We start from the raw sequence: 19956 nt of genomic DNA, 5'->3' as shown, positions 1-19956 counted from the left end.
TTTTGGAAGAAAACTTATTGAATATAACGCAAGACTGTTTTCAATGCAGAATGTCTAATTCTGTCCTACTAAAAAGAGGGCATTGCCAAACATTAGTTTGCCATTATACCAGAAAGCCCGAAAGAGAGGGTTATCAACCATATATACCAGTTCTCCAGCGCCTTTGTTTTCTACACCAAACACCAAGGATTCCGGTAGCTTTTGTAGAATATTTTTGCCGGCAAAACCACTCACCAGCGCATCCTGATCCCGGATTACTCCTACGTTCCAGCCATTTTCCAGATAACCGTAGCGCTCATTGCCACGCTTAAGGGTATAATAATAATCAGGATAACCCAAAGCCAGTGGATGCGTATTGTCCAATTGTAATTTGAAAATACCTCCTGAAATATAGCTGCTAATATCGCGACGCTCTCTTTGGGCATAAGAAGCCAACCTGTTACTTTCAGATATAGCTACTTCCTGACTTTCTATGCGTTGTCTATCCTGCTCACTAGCATATTCTGACAAACCATAGCCTTCGGTGCCTTCAAAATAGGAAAGTGCCCCCTCCAATGCGATTACTTTTCCACCCTGACTAATCCATTCCTCCAAGGCAAACTTACTTAAGATATCATTATAGCTCCCATTGGGCAGGATTAAGGTATTATAGTCGGTCAGGTCAATGTCACCGATGTCTTTGGTATCCACTACGGTCACCGGATATTCAATATCCTGTTCAAAGAAGTACCAGGCCTCTCCAAAAGCCAGCGAAGAAGTTCCTTCTCCACCAAGCAGCAGAACTTTGGGAGGGTCAATGTAGTGGACTTCTCCCGAACCCAGATCATAACCGCTGCTTACAAAACCGGTAGATATGCCTACTACATTTTGCTGCAATTCATTGGCAATCTCTACCACTGCTTCATCAAAATCCTCACCCATATCTTCATTATTGGCCCTGGTCATGATGATGGCGCCCGCCGGAAAGCTTTGTCCGTTTACCGTAAATGCATAGCCAGCATAGCGCGCCCTCACTCCGGCCTGAATCACTTTGGAAAGGAATTTTACATCTTCTACGCTTTTCCAAGGCGCTACATAAGCATAAGCATTTTCCTGAACGGCTATTGGCTCAAATTCACTTTGCTCAGGAGCCTCTCCCTCACTCACTCTGGAGGTAAGGGCATAAGCCTGCAAATCATAAGCATAAGGAATAGACCAGGCAGTAATGTCGTAGGTAATAGAATCTGACAGTTCCGCTTCAGGTTCAAACAAAACCTGTAATAAGACGGATTTGGGCTGATAAACGGATAAAATCATATCTCCTGATTCCAGCCTGAAGCTTTCGCTACCACCACTCTGGTAGTTGAATCCCGATAGGTTACGGCCATTATTACTGATAAAATACTCAATTTCATGGGTATTCAACAGATTTTGCAGTTTCTCCCACTTGTCTTCATTATCCGATTTTTTGATAACAAATGATTTGTATGTTCCGGGAGGGTTGTTCACAGCTTGCTCAAAAAAGCTATCAAACTCTTCTACCACCTTAGAGGCATTATTGGCACTTATTTCAATGGTAGAAAGACTGGTGGTAACATGGTGCGCAATTCTATCGGTGAGGGTCAGCGTATCACCTTCTTCGGTAAGCACTGCTAATCCTGCTCTACCGGATCCACCCTGCTCATAAGTCATCCCGATAGCGCCATTATAGGTAGGATAAGTATCTCCATAGCTGGGATACAACAGGTCAAATCGCTCTTTGGTAAAGTAAAGCCAGCCTTCCTCGTCAAAGTAGCGCGCGTTATTTTCTCCAATCTGCGTCTGAAAATCTCTTTGCCAGTCTGTAATCAGTGCATGAAAAGGCTCAGCTGCTGGCGCAAAATAATAAGGACTGTTGACACCCTGCTCATGAAAGTCGGTATGCACGTGAGGCAGCCACTGGTTGTAAATATCTAATCGCTCTCGGCTTTCTTTTTGGGTGAGCCATGCCCAGTCGCGGTTCAGGTCAAACAGATAATGGTTGGCACGACCACCCGGCCATGGTTCATTGTGCTCCCAGGCATCGGGAGAAGGATTGTTGGGAGAACCTACTTTCTGTAGGTACCAGCTTACGTAGCGCTCTCTTCCATCAGGATTAATGCAGGGGTCAATCATTACTACTGTATTTTCCAACCATTCCTGAGACTGAGTGTTATTTTTATTAGCCAGATCATAAAGCACCTGCATAGAGGCTTCGGTAGAGACTGACTCATTTCCGTGTACATTGTAGCTCAGCCATACAAGGGCAATATCCTCAAAGCCACTTTCTGCATCTTCCAGCAAACCTGCTCTGGCGAGATTGGCCTTACGGATATCTTCCAGACGATCAAAATTCTCCTGAGAACTGATAAAAGCAACCACTAAAGGCCGGTATTCATTAGTTTCTCCGTACTGGGTCAATGAAATATTAGGCACTTCTTCGGCGATCAACTCAAAATAATCAATCACCCGATGGTGAGGTGTAAAGCGCTCTCCCAGTTCATAGCCAAGAAACTCAGCGGGCGTAGGAATTTGGGCGAATACATTTACATGTACTATGACCAAAGATAAGATTAAAGTAAAGTAGTGTAGTATAGTTCTTCTCATAAGTGCTGAAAAATCATTAGTTGCGCAAGCTACGAAAAAGTAATACTTTAGCATAAATCAAGTATTACTTTTTATGCAGGTGACAGTTAAGGGGCAGGTGACGATTCCAAGAAAAATCCGGGAGAAGCTGGGAATTCGGCCCGGAAGTAAGGTTGAGTTCATTGAGAATGAACGGGGAGAAGTTGTATTACAACTTAAAGAGATGAAAGAAAGTCGCTTTAGCCAGGTTAGAGGTTCTGCCAATACAGGTTTAAGTACTGAAGAAATTATGCATATGACCCGGGGAGATCATTAACATGGCATACTTGATAGACTCTTGTATTTTATTAGATATACTTACAGATGATCCTCAATGGGCGGACACCTCACAAAGTCTTCTGGATCAGCACAGCCTGGAAGGTGAATTACTTATCAATCCGATAATATACACTGAGATTTCAATAGGTTATGCCCAACAAGCTGATCTGGATGAGGTGATAAAGGTTATGTTTTTATCATGGGAAGAGATTCCATACCAGGCTCTTTTTTTGACTGGCAAAGTTTTTTTGTCTTCCCGAAAAAACAAAGGGAATAAGATTCACCCCATGCCTGATTTCTACATAGGAGCTCACGCTCAAATGGCGCATCATAGCATTATTACAAGAGACACTGCCAGATATCGCACCTATTTTCCAGAAGTAAAACTCATTACTCCATAAGAAGTCTTTATTTTAATTCGTCCTCCCTGATTCTTACTGTCCAGACGCTTAGTTTCTTGCCGTCTATCTGAGTCCATATTGGGTAAATGATACCATCGTAAGCCGCAATATTAGTATAGTCTCCAAAGAATGCCTTCTCTTCCAGCAAAAAGGGATTTTCTGTAAGTTTGATATTGGTAAAAGTCTCGCCACCATCTTTGGAGCAGGCCAGGTACACATCTGTATCGTTGCCTTCGGTATTTCGCCTGTCATAAAAAACGACATATACGTAGCCACTTACGGGGTCTACTGTCATCCAGGTAAAAAACTGATGATGACCTGCTTCATCGTCATTCACCCTGATTGGCTCTGACCAATGCTCTCCTCCATCGGTAGATTTGGCAATCCAGACGTCTGCATCTTCTTCTCCGTTTCTCAAATCTACCCAATTGACATAAACAGTGCCCCGATGCTCTCCCTGGCTAAGATCGCAGGCGGTGACAGGTAAGCCATTACAACGTTCAAGCCCTGGCACTTCAAATGTCCACCCTCCGGGCTGACTAGCAACCACTTTGTCTTGAGCTAACCAACTTTGTCCATCATCTTCAGAGCGATCAAAAAAAATGGTATCGTTGAACGCCCAGGCTATATAAATCTCACCTTTAGGGCCTACCGCAGGCACGGCTCCTTCTACTGTCAGATCATCATCCAGGCAGTTGCCTGCTTTCTGATTGATACGGATAGCCTCGCTCCAGCTTTCTCCCTTGTCGGTAGATTTGGAAAACAAAATATAGGTACTGTCCTTCGGGCGTGTGCTTTCGTATTTGTCAAACTCTGTCCAACTGACATAAAGATAATTATTTTGCGGATTTACTGTAGCCCATTCTTTATCCTGATCGTGCCGCTTATCATGATAACCGATACTCGTTCCTCCGGTCCAGGTCTTACCTCCATCAGTAGACTTCTGTGCTACAATACGGTCCAGCAGATCGGCAGTACGCCAGCCTTTGCCCCCAGGATTTGAAAGGTGAAAGTAATGAAAGTTATTATCGTAATCAGCGATAATACAGGGGTCTCCCCAAACTCCGTAAGGCGAGTTTAGAGATTGTATCTGCCAGGTCAGGCCTCCATCTTCCGAATAATAAACATTGTCCAGCACACTTCCCGCCACAATCTGGTCGGTATTGTTAGGATTGATGGCGATAGAAGGCTCACAAGGCCCCAGATCACGTATGCCTTCATGGATTTTGATGGGAGTGATCTGAGCCAGAGCAACACTCGTATGAAGCGATAATAGCAATAGGTATAATGGCAAATTAAGCTGTAGCATTCACAATCATTTTATTGGATCAAAGTAATTTATTCTGGCCAATTTTATACCTTCTTATTCTCACATTTATTGGTTTATATTATTTAGACGCTTTCACATATCAAGTACAGGCTAAACTCTAATAAGGCCTACTGCTCCTGCTTATCCGGGTTTTGATAGAGTTTTTGCATGTAATACATATGAGGCATAGTAAGCACTGATATGGCAATAAAAAAAAGCATGTAATATGAAATGTATGCCTCCAACTGGCCAGCTATCAGGAAAAGTAAGCCTATGCCAACAAAACTTAGTGCCGAAAAGGGCCATGCCTTACGATAAAACCAAGCCATACTGCATTGCTGCCCAAAATGTATGAGCTCGGCCTGTATGGCTTTGAGAGAGTGCCATAACCCAAAATAGATTGCAAATGCAATCAAGAGAGGAGCCAGATGAAAAAGAGCTGTCAACAGAATAATACTGCATATTTCAAATGCTAACTGCACACTACTCAGACGGTGCTGTAGCCTGGCAACGGTTAGTATGCCAAGTGTAAGCAGGCCAAGTACGAGAATAATAAATTTTATCTCAGAGGGATTAATCATTTCGGGCAATACTACTATTCCTTCCAATACTTTAGCACTGGCTTCGTAATTAAAAAAAATGATCTCTCCGATGATTAAACAGCCCCAGCTTACATAAAGCAGTATTTTGAATATGCTTTTTTCCTCCCACCTGATATAATAAAGTTGTGACTGTCCGAAGTGGTAAAAAGACATGAGCAGAAAAACAAGGAGGCAAAATTGGGGCAGTAAAATCCAAAGCAATGCATAGCCTGCGATAATGCCCAGATAAAAGAGAAAAAAGCGGATATAACTTATTTTTACCTTTCCTGACCGCTCTTCAACATGCTGAAAAACAATATGATCTACTGCCCCATGCGGAATACCAGTGGCAAGCATAAGTAGTACAAAAATACTTAACTGCCATACAAATGGAATTTCTTGCACAAAGTACAAAATGACTAAACTAATAAGCGTGCTGCTCAGGAGAAAGCTATTGAGCTTTTTGGGACTGCTCAGTTGCATAATAGGGTGCTTTGATATGCTTCCAGCTCATTTTATCCCTACGTGATGGCGCTATATAATACTGCCATAGCGCACGGAGAAAGGGTTTCCAGGGTAGCTTCATAAACATAGTAGCCTCCTCCCATAAGCTGGTTTTTTCATCCAGAAAGCGTAATATTTTGGCAGTACTGTTTTTCTCAAAGAGATTTTCAAAAATATATTTCCCTTCCTTAGGATAAAATTTTAGTATCTGCAAAAGCAGAGTGTCATAAAACCGAAAGCGGGTTGGAACCCTTTTTTCATAAAAGGGATGCCCTTTGCTTTCAAGGTTCCTGACAATGTGCCGGGCATCGTTTAGCATATTTTTAAAAGTAAAGCCAGTGGTAGCCTTGGTCATACCTCCTCTAGTACCAATATACATAATATGTTCTCCACGCTGTCTCGGAAAATGATAGTTCGTCATAGGGATAACTCCCTGTTCAGTCTGTGTGATCTCAAAGTTTTTGATCTGTAGTTCCTGATCTATATACCTTTTCAGCTCCTGCTCATAATCTGCTACTGCCAGTGCCTGATTGGAGATTACTGTATACTCTACCAATGCCTCATGCGCAGTAAATGGAAGCAGATAGAAAAAAGCTGCCCCATTTTTTTGGGTGGTCCTGAAATCCATGAGTCGTACTGCTTTCTGTTCAAACTCAGCTGCTGAAGTCCTTATAAACCATCCTCTAAACCTTTGTTTGGTTACCAGTGATGTATCCGGGATACTTGCAGGTAAACTACTGAAAGCCCAGTGACCTTCATAGGTTTTTTCATTGGTAACTACCCTTACCCCCTTCTCGCAATTTTCTATCTTTTTAACTGAAACCTGCTCAAAGCTAAAATTTTGATGCTGTTTGAGTATTGACTTTATCTCTCTGTAAAAGTCTTTTCCTGCAGTATAATAATAATGAAAAGGGGCAATACTATGCTTCCGTACGCCATTTCCCTCGCTCAACTGAAGGTACTTCCACTTTCTTTGGGGTACAAAGGCTTTGATAGGAGAATCTTTAGCCCAAAAGCACCAGCTTCTGTCATTACTGTTTTTTTCTTCAGCATCAAGCAGGAGCACTCTTTTATGGTTAAGTATTTTGCTCTGACTGAGATAATAAGCTAAACTCAATCCGGCTCCTCCGCATCCGGCAATAATATAATCATACGTACTCTGCTCTTTCTGCACTGCCATACAGTATATGTTGGGATAAAAGTTGAATAAACAACGACTGAATTTATACTGTATGCAGAACTCCTAACGGTAAGATTTGTTAGCAAGTGGCGTTTTTTCCCGCTTGCCTAAACATTTTTTGCTGAGAGTTTTTGGTTTTTTGCACAAAAAAAGCTTTTCCTGAAGAGGAAAAGCTTTATGTTTATTCTTTGTGTAAGTAAAACTTAACCAAAGCTGGCTACATTGAGGAAAGAATCATCTTTTGATTCAAGCTCTGTATGCCCCATCAGATACTTGTCTACTTCGCGCGCTGCCTCACGGCCTTCTGAAATCGCCCACACCACCAATGATTGGCCGCGGCGAGCATCTCCGGCTGCAAATACTTTAGGGTTACTGGTCTGATATTTTCCTTCTTCAGCCAGAATATTACCTCTCGGATCACGCTCCAGAGATAATTGTTCAATAGCTCCGGTAGGATCGGTATGTAAGAACCCAATTGCCAGCAAAGCCAGTTCACAAGGAAGATCTTCTTCTGTACCCGGGATTTCCTCAAAGTAAGTTCTTCCCTCTTCGTTTACCTTCCACTCAATCTTTACCACTTTGATAGCCTTAAGATTACCGTCTCCATCTCCTATAAATTCCTTGGTCAAGACTGCCCAATCTCTATTTACGCCTTCTTCATGAGAAGAGGAAGTACGTAGAACCATGGGCCAGAGGGGCCAGGGGTCATTCTCGCCACGCTCATTGGGAGGCTTGCTCATCAATTCTATCTGCGTTACTGACTTAGCTCTATGGCGGTTGGAAGTTCCTACACAGTCAGAACCGGTATCTCCTCCACCAATCACAATTACATTCTTATCCGTAGCGAATATTTCATTGTTTTCACCATAGGCATCCCCAGAGACTCGCTTATTTTGCTGCGTCAGAAATTCCATGGCAAAGTGAATACCATTCAGCTCTCTGCCAGGGATGGGAAGATCACGTGGAATACCGGCACCCGTACAGAAGACAATAGCATCAAACTCATCATCAAGCTGCTGCGCTGTAACATCTTTGCCTACATGTACACCTGTCTTGAAGGTGACACCTTCAGCTTCCATAATTTCTGTACGGCGTTCTATCACCCATTTTTCCAGCTTGAAGTCAGGAATACCATAGCGCAGCAGACCTCCGGGGTTGTTATCTTTCTCAAAAACAGTTACTGTATGGCCTGCCTTGTTGAGCTGTGCAGCAGCACCTAGTCCCGCAGGTCCTGATCCTACTACAGCTACTTTTTTACCTGTTCTTTCCTTAGGAGGATTAGGCTTGATATAGCCAAGTTCAAAAGCCTTTTCAGCAATTGTTTTCTCTATATGCTCAATGGCTACCGGAGGCTTGTTGATACCCAATACACAAGAAGCCTCACAGGGAGCTGGACAAATCCGCCCGGTAAACTCGGGGAAATTGTTGGTAGAATGCAGAATCTCTATCGCCAGCTTCCAGTTGCCTTGGTAGGCAGCATCATTAAATTCAGGTATATTATTACCTAAAGGGCATCCATTATGGCAGAAAGGAATACCACAATCCATACAGCGAGCTGCCTGTTGCTGTGATTTTTCGTCACTAAACTCCAGATAAAGCTCATTATAGTCGTTGATCCTTTCTTTGGGATCACGAGTTTTAGGTAATTCACGATTATATTCTTTAAAACCTGTCGGTTTTCCCATGTTTCTTAAGTTTTTAGGTTTAGACTTTAGAGGCTGCTTTCTGTTTAATGTCCTCGTTCTCAGATAATTCCTGTGCTTCTTTTTTGCGTTTAAGTACAGCTTTGAATTCGGTAGGCATTACCTTAATAAAATGCTGTAAGCTTTCTTCCCAATTCTCCAGGATCGCAGCCGCTACTGTACTGCCGGTGTACTGCTTGTGACGACTAATCATACCCTTGATCATGATTTGATCTTCCACATCCAGTTGTTCCAGGTCTACCAGCTCTTTGTTGCAGTGTTTATTAAAGTTGTCCTCAGGATCATAAACAAAAGCCATTCCTCCACTCATACCCGCGGCAAAGTTACGCCCGGTTTTGCCCAGCACAACTACTACTCCCCCGGTCATATACTCACAGCCATGATCACCAATTCCTTCTACTACAGCACGAACACCGGAGTTTCTTACACAGAAACGCTCACCGGCCATACCTCTGATATAGGCATCACCGGAAGTAGCCCCGTAGAAAGCCACATTACCAATGATCATATTATCTTCTGGTACGTATTTAGACTCTTTATGAGGATAAATGACAAGCTCACTCCCAGAGAGGCCTTTTCCAAAATAGTCGTTGGCCTCACCTTCCAGTTCAAAGCGAATTCCCGGAGCGGTAAAAGCAGCAAAGCTCTGTCCGGCCGAACCTTTGAATTTGAAATTAATAGTTCCGGCAGGAAGTCCTGGCTTACCAAATTTTTTGGAAACCTCATTGGACAATAATGCTCCTACAGTACGATTGGTATTGATCAGCTTAAATTGCGAACGAACAGGCTCTGCATTCTCCAAAGCTGGTCGGGCAGCTTTGACTAACTCCCAATCCAGCACTTCTTCTATACCATGGTCCTGCTCCTGCTGCTTGTAAATACCTACATGAGCAGGCACTTCTTCTTTAGCAAGTATACGACTCAGGTCCAGTTTTTTCAGCTTCCAATGATCAATATTGTCACGCACTTTCAGACAATCTACCTGGCCAACCATTTCGTTAACCGTACGGAAACCAAGCTCTGCCATAATCTCTCTAAGTTCTTCTGCCAGGAAGGTAAAGAGATTCACCACATGTTCAGGCTTTCCTGTGAAGAGTGCTCTCAGCTCAGGGTCTTGCGTAGCTACCCCAACCGGGCAGGTATTCAGATGGCACTTACGCATCATGATACAGCCTTCGGTGACCAACGCGGCAGTTGACACTCCAAACTCTTCTGCTCCCAGTAAAATAGCTACAGCGATATCACGGCCGGTTTTGATCTGTCCATCAGTCTGCACGGTGATACGGCTACGCAGATTATTCTTTACCAGAGTCTGATGAGTTTCAGAAAGGCCAAGCTCCCAGGGAAGTCCTGCGTGACGGATAGAGCTGATAGGAGAAGCTCCTGTACCCCCATCATGGCCAGAGATCAATACCACATCAGCATGTGCTTTGGATACACCTGCCGCAATAGTACCTACTCCAGAAGATGCTACCAACTTCACGTTAATGCGTGCTTCGCGATTAGTATTTTTCAGATCGTAGATCAGCTGTGCCAAATCCTCAATAGAATAAATGTCGTGGTGAGGCGGCGGTGAAATCAAACCTACACCAGGAGTAGAGTGACGAACACGACCGATCCAATCGTCCACCTTGTGACCAGGAAGCTGACCGCCTTCACCGGGCTTGGCACCCTGTGCCATTTTAATCTGCAGTTCATTTGCATTAGACAGATAATGGCTGGTCACTCCAAAACGGCCTGAAGCCACCTGTTTGATGGCTGAGCGTTCCCAGTCACCATTAGGCTTACGCTCAAAACGGATTTCATCTTCTCCCCCTTCTCCACTATTACTTTTTCCACCAATGCGGTTCATAGCAATAGCCAGGGTAGAATGTGCTTCGTGTGAGATAGATCCAAAAGACATCGCCCCTGTAGCAAAACGCTTAAAAATACTTTCTTTAGACTCTACTTCTTCAATCGGAATAGATTTCCGATTGCTTTTGAACTCCATCAGTCCCCTTAACGTATTGGCTTTTTCTGCCTGGTCATTTATAAGTTTAGCATATTGCTTATACTGTTGATAATCGTTTTTACGAGTTGAATTTTGTAATAAGTGAATGGTTTGAGGATTAAACATATGGCGTTCACCTCTACGTTTCCACTGGTATACTCCTCCAACTTCCAGTTTGAGGGATTCCTGAGGCTCTTCAGGGAAGGCCATACGATGACGTACTAAAGTTTCTTTAGCAATATCGTCAAAATCCACTCCTTCAATACGGGTCATAGTACCGGCAAAGCACTTATCTACTACTTTCTTGCTCACTCCCAGGGCTTCAAAAATCTGCGCCCCCTGATAAGATTGGAGGGTAGATATACCCATCTTTGAGAAAATCTTCAGCAAGCCCATGTTCACCGCTTTGATAAACTGCTTCTGCAGTTTCTCGGGGGTATACTCTCCGTGAATGAGTTTCTGTGCTTTAAGGCCACTTAAGGTCTCAAAAGCCAGATAGGGATTCACAGCATGCGCTCCATAACCTACTAGCGTAGCCACATGATGTGTCTCGCGTATATCACCTGCTTCAACTACCAAACCAGCTTCTGAACGAAGCCCATTTCGGATCAAATGATGGTGAATAGCTCCGGTAGCCAGTAATGATGGAATAGGCGCTTTCTCACGATCAAAATTACGATCGGAGATAATAATAATGTTGGCACCCTCCCGCACGGCTTTTTCTGCCTCCTCATTGATGCGATCAATCGCTGCTTCCAGTTCACCGGCTGCTCCTTTTGCACTAAAAGTAGCGTCAATGGTATGTGTCTTAAATCCGGGAAGCTGGATATATTTTAACTTTTTCAGATCGCTGTTGGTGAGCACCGGCTGAAGCATATTGATCTGGCGTGCATGCTCAGGCGTTTCATCCAGTATGTTTTTCATACCTCCTACACTGGTAAACAGCGACATGACCAAACGCTCACGAATCGGATCAATCGGAGGATTACTTACTTGCGCAAATAACTGCTTAAAGTAATGCGCCAGATGCTGGCTATGGTCGGAAAGTACCGCCAGTGGAGTATCAATACCCATTGAACCTATAGGTTCCTTACCCGCACTTACCATGGGAGCCAGTACTGCTTTGAGATCTTCAGTAGTATACCCTAAAGTCATTTGACGGGTAAGCAGAGGAAGTTCGTCTGAAGCCTTCTTATCCTGTCCGTTCAGATGCTGAGGTTCAGGAAGATTTTCCAGGAAATATTTATGATCATTAAGCCATTCACGATAAGGCTTCTGTGAGCATATTTCTCCTTTGATTTCCTCATCACTAATGATACGACCTTCTTCCAGGTTAGCCACAAACATACGACCGGGCTGCAAACGACCTTTAAGTATTACTTTTGACTCATTTACAGGCAAGGCACCTGCTTCAGAAGACATTACTAACTTATCATCCTCGGTAAGTAAGTAGCGAGAAGGACGAAGACCATTTCTATCCAATGTAGCGCCTACCATTTTACCATCGGTAAAGCAGATAGATGCCGGACCATCCCAGGGCTCCATCATAGATGCATGGTATTCGTAGAAAGCCTTTTTGGGGTCTTCCATCAGGTCATTGTCCTGCCAGGCTTCTGGAATCAGCATCATCATGACGTGGGGAAGTGAACGTCCTCCCAGGTAAAGTAGCTCAACAATATTATCCAGGTTGGCGGAATCGGAGAAAGAGGCATCACAGATTGGAAGAATCAGGTCAAGCTCTTCATCCGTAAATAGAGTAGACTTTAACAATGCTTCTTTAGAGCGCATCCAGTTCACATTACCGCGGATGGTATTGATCTCACCATTGTGGGCAATGAAACGGAAGGGTTGAGCCAGTTTCCACTTAGGAAAGGTATTGGTAGAGAACCTGGAGTGTACTAAGGCAAGTGCTGTCTTGAAGTTAGGTTTTTGCAGGTCAGTATAATAAGGACGTACCTGGAAGGTAGTAAGCTGGCCCTTATATACTATAGTATTATAAGAACAAGAAGCAATGTAGAATCTATCCTCTGTACCCTCTACCTGCTTATGTATAGTATGGGACACAAAATTTTTGAGCACAAAAAGGCGGCGCTCCAGTACCATAGGATCTTTGACGCTACGATCTTTCAGGCGGAGAAAAGCCTGCTCTACGTGGTGTTCAACCAGTTTTGCAGAACGGCCCAGGCTATGGTTATTAGTAGGCACTTTACGGGTAGCTATCAACTCAAATCCGAGTTGATCGGCAGTTTCTTCCCATAAGCGGTGGCATTCGGCCCTTTTGTTTTCATCCAGGGGAAAGAAAATCATGGCCACTCCGTAGTTATCAAAACCCGGAAGGGTAACATTTTGACGTTTAAGCTCTTCCTGGAAAAACTCATGAGGTTTTTGTACCAGAATACCTGCACCGTCACCCGTATCAGGTTCACAACCACAAGCTCCCCGGTGTTCCATGTTCTGCAACATGATAATGGCATCTTCAACAATCTGATGTGACTTTTTTCCTTTAAGATTAGCCACGAAGCCAATGCCACATGCATCATGTTCAAACTCTGGAGAGTATAGGGTTTGTTGTCGAGAATCTTTCATTCAGCTCAAAGATTAGTGGTAAATTCTGCTATTTATTTTTTATTTTGCTTTGTAAACAAAAATCAAAATATTATTTTGGTGATTTTAATACTATGATCATATTCTGGAGAAACATTTCTCTAAAACACTCATAATATTCTATTTCAGTAGCATATATTACAATTATGCGCCTCTCAAAATATTATTTTGGAAACGAGTAATATACTTAATTAATAGCACTTTTTAAAAGATAATTCCATCACTGGCAGATGATTCTGTGGATGAAACAGGAGATATTAAAGGCAGTTTTTTGAAGCTAAAAAGCCCCTCGGCAATAATTATTGATAATATTTTAAAAAGAGGAGCAAAATAAGTTTTCCATTATGATATTCGTAAATACTTTCGTGTGAATATTTTTTTGAAAAATTTTAAAAAAAATCACACTTTTTACTTAAAACCTAATCAAACAAGTCTTTTGTTAGTGAGCTTCCACTGAAATTAAGCTTTTGTTAGATTATGTTTAATTAACATCAACTTTACAAATAATTCTGTCATTTCAGTAACCTTATTCTTAACTGATTTTACTCCAGTTTGTTGAGTCTTGCCTTAGAGAGTAAATATGGTTTTTGATAGGCTGATGTTCGGTGGAGATAAGTTCAGGGTCTTTATCCAGAATAGACATGGCTGACACACGAGCTTCCTGCAAGATTTTACCATCTTTCGTAATGTCAGCAACCAGCAGATCAAGTACACCACTCTGTTGCGTACCCTCAATGTCTCCCGGGCCACGCAATTTCAAATCAACTTCAGAGACTTCAAAACCATCATTGGTACGTACCATTGTATTCAATCTAACTTTACTTTCCTTGCTGAGTTTGTACTCTGTCATTAAGATACAGTATGATTGTTCTGCCCCGCGCCCTACCCTACCTCTCAGCTGATGCAGCTGGGCCAGGCCAAAGCGCTCCGCATTCTCGATAATCATCACAGAGGCATTGGGCACGTTTACGCCTACTTCTATAACGGTAGTTGCCACCATGATTTTTGTCTTGCCCTCTACAAAACGCTGCATCTCAAAGTCTTTATCAGCAGGCTTCATACGACCATGCACTACACTAATGGGAAGGTCCGGAAAGGCACGACGCACTGATTCGTAGCCATCCTCCAGATGTTTGAGATCTAGCTTCTCGGACTCTTCAATGAGTGGGTAAACAATATAAATTTGCCGGCCTAAGTTTACCTGCTCACGAATAAAACCGAATACTGCCAGGCGGTTTTTCTCATAACGATGCACCGTTTTAATGGGTTTTCTTCCGGCAGGTAATTCATCAATCACCGATACATCCAGATCTCCATATAGTGTCATGGCTAGAGTACGGGGAATAGGCGTAGCAGTCATCACCAAAACGTGGGGGTCAAAACGCTCATTCTTCTGCCACAGTTTGGCCCGCTGGGCTACACCAAAACGGTGCTGCTCATCCACAATAGACAAGCCCAGATTCTTAAACTGTACATGCTCTTCCAGCAAAGCGTGCGTCCCTACCAGTATATGCAAGTCACCATCTCTAAGCATGCGGTCAATGATGCGGCGTTCTTTGGTTTTGGAAGATCCGGTAAGCAAAGCAATATGAAGGCCCAGTTGTCTGGTAAAATCTTTTAATCCACGAAAATGCTGCTCAGCGAGGATTTCCGTAGGGGCCATCATGGCTACCTGCGCCCCACTACCGATGGCTATGAGCATACAAATAAACGCTACAATGGTTTTACCGCTCCCTACATCTCCCTGAAGCAGTCGGTTCATCTGCTTGCCGGAACGTAAGTCTCCAAAAATCTCACGAATCACCTTCTTTTGCGCATCAGTAAGATCAAAAGGCAGGTGTTTTTCATAAAAGGTATGTACCAGTTGAGTATCTCCCAACAACTGCCCGGGAGACTTCTCCATTTTGGAAAGCTTTAGCTTGAGAATGCGTAGCTGCACATAAAACAGCTCTTCAAACTTCAGGCGGAAGCGGGCCTTCTCCAGCCATTCTATGTCTTCGGGAAAATGTATGTGACGCATTGCATCGCGTTTGGAAATGAGGCGATACTGTTCAATGAGATATTGGGGAAGTGTTTCTGGAATGCGTTCATAAGCGCTTTCTATCAGACGCTTTTGCAGTTTGGCAATGGCTTTACTATCCACGCGACCACGCTTAAGCTTTTCGGTAGTAGCATATACCGGCTGTAGTGGTTTGGCTTCCTGCTGACCAGGAATATAAACTTCCATCTCGGGGTGAGCAATGCTGAATTTACTGCCAAAACGATTGGGTTTGCCAAATACTACATAATCTGTCTGTGTTTTTAAATTGGAAGCTACCCACTTGGCTCCCTGAAACCATACCAGCTCTAAAATACCTGTACCATCACTAAAATAGGCCACCAAGCGTTTTTTACTGCCAGCACCCACTGTTTCCACACGCTGTATCTTTCCTATCAGTTGGATGTAGGGCATATTTTCATGCACCTCACTGATCTGATGAAATTGCGAACGATCCTCATGCCGGAAGGGATAATGCTGTAAAAGATCGCCGAAGGTAGAGACTTGCAACTCTTCTCTGAGCAGTTTGGCAATACGTTCTCCTACGCCTTTGAGAAATTCTATTTTGGTGTCAAAATAATTAGCCATGCGTCTATCCGCTAATCTGCTCTCCTTCCCATTGTAAAGTATTCAACATATGAATCATGTCTACTTTGATATACTCAATCACTGGAGCAAGAGAATCGTTTTTAGTAGCGGTACGAAAATATAATGCTCCCCGTAAAAAATGGTCAATAGAGTCGGTAATATAAAATTGGAATTGACTGGGTACTTCTCCTTTCAACTCTGCTACCAGCGCTCGCTTACCGCTGGGTGTACCCAGCACTCTTTCTTCAATCGCCGCTGCTTTGATTTGATGATTGGCAGTAAGACGGTAAGAGTCTTCCAAAAGGGTTTCCAGTTTCTCTTCGCTGTTATTAATATCTTTGTAGGTAAGCTGTATGCTGGCCTGATGCTCAGGATAGTACACATTGAGCCAGTAAGGTTCAGCATTATAGCTGGTATCTTCATGCACTTCGGCATATTTGGAAAACTCAAACTGATAAGGTAAAGTATCAGCTAAACTAACATACGCATGAGGAGGCAGGTTGATCCGGTTATAGCCTTTGGGCTTGGGCACGTAATCAGAACTGCAGGCAGTGAATACCAATGTTATGAGTATAAAAAATATAAGAGTCTTAATTTTCATTAAACTAATTGTTAGTTCTACCTCTTAAACTTATGTGAAGCGCAACTTATTATAAGCAGCAATATTACCAATTTGCACGATGATTGTGCCAAGTACAAGAGATGAATCTGAACTTATACTCTAGAAAACGGAAAAATCTTATTACTAAAACCCACAATATGAGCAAGCATTGTATTTAAATATGAAATAATAGGAAAAAAGGATACATTTGCTCTTTCTCAATTATCGCAAAAATTATGAATACCTCAAAAAAAATACTCATTACCGGTGGTGCGGGTTTTATCGGCTCACACGTTGTTAGGCTATTTGTAAATAAATATCCTGAATACAGGATTTATAATCTTGACAAACTTACTTATGCCGGTAACCTGGAAAACCTGATGGATATAGAAGATAAGCCTAATTATACATTCGTCCGTGGAGACATAAGCGATGCTAATTTCATCAACAACTTTTTTGAAGAGACTAAATTTGACGCGGTAATTCATCTGGCAGCAGAGTCGCACGTAGATCGCTCCATCAAGGACCCTATGGCTTTTATTACTACCAATGTAGTAGGAACCGTAAATCTGCTTAATGCTGCGAAAAATATCTGGAAGGATGATATGGACAAGCATCTTTTCTATCATATTTCTACTGACGAAGTATATGGATCACTTGACAATGGAGGTTTCTTTGTAGAAGACACTTCTTATGATCCTAAATCTCCTTATTCTGCCTCCAAGGCTAGTTCTGACCACTTTGTAAGAGCATACCATAATACTTACAATATGCCGGTCATTGTGAGCAACTGTTCTAACAACTATGGCCCTTATCACTTTCCAGAAAAGCTAATTCCCCTCTGTATCAACAATATTCAGAATAAAAAGCCACTTCCAATTTATGGAAAAGGCGAGAATGTACGCGACTGGTTGTATGTTGAAGACCATGCCCGCGCCATTGACGTCATCTTCCACAAAGGTAAAGTAGGGGATACTTATAATATAGGAGGATTCAATGAGTGGAAAAACATTGACATTGTTCGCCTGCTTTGCAAAATTATGGATAAAAAGCTGGGCAGAGCCGAAGGCGAATCAGAAAAGCTCATCACTTTCGTGAAAGACCGTGCCGGTCATGATTTGCGCTATGCCATTGACGCCAGCAAACTGATGAACGAACTGGGTTGGGAACCTTCCCTACAGTTTGAGGAAGGGCTGGAAAAAACAGTAGACTGGTACCTGGCCAATGAGAAATGGCTCCAGCACATCACTTCCGGTGATTACAAAAAATATTACGAGGAGCAGTACGAATAAGCTCTCTTAAGTATTGGAGAAAACAACCCAGGCTGTTCTGACCATGCGATCACGTTTTTTCGTATATTGTTGGAACAGCTAATTTTTTGTCATTATGGAAGCAGAAGCTATTGTTGAGAAAGTATCTGCCGCGGACTATCTGGCTGCGGAGCGAACAAGCGAAACTAAGCATGAGTACTTAGACGGAATTATTATACCTATGTCCGGAGCCAGTATACCCCACACTATTATTTGTAGTAACTTGATCAGATTAATTGGAAATTTAATTCAGCATCAAGATTTTACAGTACATTCCAATGACCTAAAAGTCTACAATGCCAAAAAAGAAAGCTACTTCTACCCTGATGTGGTAGTTATCAAAGGAGAGGCTAAAGCAACGGATAAACATCAGGATGTGATTACTAATCCTCATCTTATTATAGAGGTTCTTTCGGAAAGTACTGAGGGCTACGATCGGGGTGATAAATTTCAAGCTTACCGCACTAATGAGAGCCTGCAATGCTATGTACTAGTTTCGCAAGACAAACCATTAGTAGAGATATTTACCAAAAATTCCGCATCTCAACTGTGGACTTTAAGTGAGGCGCAAGGCTTAGAAAGTAGCATCAAACTACCTACCTTAGATGCTGAGCTTGCTCTTTCTGATATTTTTGCCAAAGTAAACTTCGCCCAGAATAAGTAATCGTTCGCAAAAAGCTTTCCTCTTAATCTTGTAATTCCGCTGCATACTGCCCTATCTTTGCGCTTATGGCAAAAGATACCGCAGACAAAAGTAATGTAGCACCGCAGGGCCGGGAGCCGGAAAACTCCCTGAAGAAAGTGATCGCCCATGCGAAAGAATATGGATTTGTTTATCCTTCCAGTGAGATTTACGACGGATTACAGGCTGTATACGACTACGGCCCTTTTGGCGTAGAGCTGAAAAATAATCTTAAGCAGGCATGGTGGCAGGCTATGACTCGTCTAAATGATAATATTGTAGGCCTTGATGCCGCCATCTTTATGCAGCCTCAAACCTGGAAAGCTTCTGGTCACGTAGACAGCTTCAACGATCCGATGATTGATAACAAGGACTCCAAGAAGCGTTACCGGGCAGATAATCTGGTAGAAGACTATGCTGCACGCCTGGAAGCGGAAGGAGAAATCAAAACGGCTCATCTGCTGCTGAAGAAAATGAATAGCCTGCTGGAAGCCGAAGACCTGAAAGGCCTGCATGACCTGATTGTGGAATATGATATTCGCTGCCCCATTTCAGATACTGCCAACTGGACCGATGTGCGTCAGTTTAACCTGATGTTTTCTACCAAAGTAGGCTCGGTAGCTGAGGATTCTAATACCATTTACCTGCGTCCTGAGACTGCTCAGGGTATCTTTGTCAACTTTCTGAATGTACAGAAGACTGCCCGGCAGAAGGTGCCTTTCGGCATCGCCCAGATTGGTAAGGCTTTTCGTAATGAGATTGTGGCCCGTCAGTTTATCTTCCGTATGCGTGAGTTCGAACAGATGGAGATGCAATTTTTTGTCCGCCCCGGTGAAGAAATGCAGTGGTTTGATCACTGGAAATCTATCCGTATCAAATGGCATGAGGCTTTGGGATTGGAACCCGAAAAGCTGCGCATACATGAGCATGAGAAACTGGCCCACTACGCCAATGCGGCTATAGATATAGAGTATCTTTTCCCTTTCGGTTTTAAAGAAGTAGAAGGAATCCACTCCCGCACGGATTTTGACCTGAAAAGCCATCAGGAATTGTCGGGCAAAAAGATGCAATACTTTGATCCGGAAGTAGGCAAAAACTACATTCCTTATGTCATAGAGACTTCTATCGGTGCCGATCGCCTTTTCCTGATGATGATGTGCGAAGCGTATACGGAAGATAGCGGCGTGGATGCCAAAGGCAATGAGAAAACCAGAATTTACCTGAAAATACATCCGGCCCTGGCTCCCGTAAAAGCAGCCATTCTACCACTGGTGAAAAAAGATGGCCTGCCGGAGATCGCTACTTCTATTTATGAAGACCTGAAAATGGACCTTAAGGTGACTTATGATGAAAGTGCAGCCATTGGTAAACGCTACACCCGTCAGGACCTGATCGGAACGCCTTTCTGCATTGCGGTAGATCATCAGACTAAGGAAGACAATACGGTAACCATCCGTCATAGGGACAGCACTGAGCAGGAACGTATAGCTATTCCAGAACTCAAAAACAGATTGCTGGAAGCAACTTCTATGAAACGAATTTTTGAGCAGTTAGCCTAAGTTTT

The 19956-nt window shown here is 43.0% G+C and carries 13 protein-coding genes; 5 read left to right on the top strand and 8 right to left on the bottom strand.

The window, feature by feature from the left end; translation table 11 throughout:
• Nucleotides 1–54: 54 nt before the first annotated feature.
• Nucleotides 55–2604 carry a M14 family metallopeptidase gene (locus tag WJR50_RS03075; RefSeq protein ID WP_341291749.1) on the bottom strand — a complete coding sequence of 850 codons (2550 nt, stop codon included), beginning with the start codon at nucleotides 2602–2604 and terminating at the stop codon, nucleotides 55–57.
• A gap of 73 nt (nucleotides 2605–2677) precedes the next feature.
• Here WJR50_RS03075 and WJR50_RS03070 point away from each other — a divergent pair, with 73 nt between their 5' ends.
• Nucleotides 2678–2899: an AbrB/MazE/SpoVT family DNA-binding domain-containing protein gene (locus WJR50_RS03070; RefSeq protein ID WP_341291748.1), complete on the top strand. Its 222-nt coding sequence runs from the start codon at nucleotides 2678–2680 to the stop codon at nucleotides 2897–2899.
• Between the two features lies 1 nt (nucleotide 2900).
• The gene (locus WJR50_RS03065) at nucleotides 2901–3302 is read left to right on the top strand and encodes a type II toxin-antitoxin system VapC family toxin (protein WP_341291747.1); all 402 of its coding nucleotides are present in this window, start codon (nucleotides 2901–2903) and stop codon (nucleotides 3300–3302) included.
• 7 nt (nucleotides 3303–3309) lie between these two features.
• Here the strand turns inward: WJR50_RS03065 and WJR50_RS03060 are convergent, their stop codons facing one another.
• The 7 genes from WJR50_RS03060 to gldD all read right to left on the bottom strand — a co-directional run bounded on the left by WJR50_RS03060 (nucleotide 3310) and on the right by gldD (nucleotide 16400).
• A complete protein-coding gene (locus tag WJR50_RS03060) occupies nucleotides 3310–4611 on the bottom strand; it encodes a sialidase family protein (protein WP_341291746.1) in 1302 nt (433 codons plus the stop codon).
• Between the two features lie 128 nt (nucleotides 4612–4739).
• On the bottom strand, nucleotides 4740–5675 hold the full coding sequence (locus tag WJR50_RS03055) for a Brp/Blh family beta-carotene 15,15'-dioxygenase (RefSeq protein WP_341291745.1): 936 nt from the start codon (nucleotides 5673–5675) through the stop codon (nucleotides 4740–4742).
• On the bottom strand, nucleotides 5644–6876 hold the full coding sequence (locus tag WJR50_RS03050) for a lycopene cyclase family protein (RefSeq protein ID WP_341291744.1): 1233 nt from the start codon (nucleotides 6874–6876) through the stop codon (nucleotides 5644–5646). Before WJR50_RS03050 ends, WJR50_RS03055 begins: the two co-directional genes overlap by 32 nt.
• A 203-nt stretch (nucleotides 6877–7079) precedes the next feature.
• Nucleotides 7080–8561, bottom strand: a complete 1482-nt coding sequence (locus WJR50_RS03045) for a glutamate synthase subunit beta (RefSeq protein WP_341291743.1) — start codon at nucleotides 8559–8561, stop codon at nucleotides 7080–7082.
• Between the two features lie 19 nt (nucleotides 8562–8580).
• On the bottom strand, nucleotides 8581–13155 hold the full coding sequence (gltB, locus tag WJR50_RS03040) for a glutamate synthase large subunit (protein WP_341291742.1): 4575 nt from the start codon (nucleotides 13153–13155) through the stop codon (nucleotides 8581–8583).
• 550 nt (nucleotides 13156–13705) lie between these two features.
• The gene (recG, locus tag WJR50_RS03035) at nucleotides 13706–15799 is read right to left on the bottom strand and encodes an ATP-dependent DNA helicase RecG (RefSeq protein WP_341291741.1); all 2094 of its coding nucleotides are present in this window, start codon (nucleotides 15797–15799) and stop codon (nucleotides 13706–13708) included.
• A gap of 4 nt (nucleotides 15800–15803) precedes the next feature.
• The gene (gene gldD, locus WJR50_RS03030; protein ID WP_341291740.1) at nucleotides 15804–16400 is read right to left on the bottom strand and encodes a gliding motility lipoprotein GldD; all 597 of its coding nucleotides are present in this window, start codon (nucleotides 16398–16400) and stop codon (nucleotides 15804–15806) included.
• 236 nt (nucleotides 16401–16636) lie between these two features.
• Between gldD and rfbB the strand changes: the two genes are divergently transcribed.
• From rfbB to WJR50_RS03015, 3 genes are all read left to right on the top strand, one after another.
• Nucleotides 16637–17692, top strand: a complete 1056-nt coding sequence (gene rfbB / locus WJR50_RS03025; protein WP_341291739.1) for a dTDP-glucose 4,6-dehydratase — start codon at nucleotides 16637–16639, stop codon at nucleotides 17690–17692.
• 94 nt (nucleotides 17693–17786) lie between these two features.
• Nucleotides 17787–18374, top strand: coding sequence for a Uma2 family endonuclease (locus WJR50_RS03020; RefSeq protein ID WP_341291738.1), 588 nt, complete (start codon nucleotides 17787–17789; stop codon nucleotides 18372–18374).
• A 65-nt stretch (nucleotides 18375–18439) separates the two neighbouring features.
• Nucleotides 18440–19951, top strand: a complete 1512-nt coding sequence (locus WJR50_RS03015) for a glycine--tRNA ligase (protein WP_341291737.1) — start codon at nucleotides 18440–18442, stop codon at nucleotides 19949–19951.
• Nucleotides 19952–19956 lie beyond the last annotated feature (5 nt).

The organism is Catalinimonas locisalis, assembly GCF_038039535.1.
Taxonomy (GTDB): Bacteria; Bacteroidota; Bacteroidia; order Cytophagales; family Cyclobacteriaceae; genus Catalinimonas.
The sequence above is the reverse complement of the archived record's forward strand: the minus strand, read 5'-3'. Positions and strand labels throughout refer to the sequence as shown.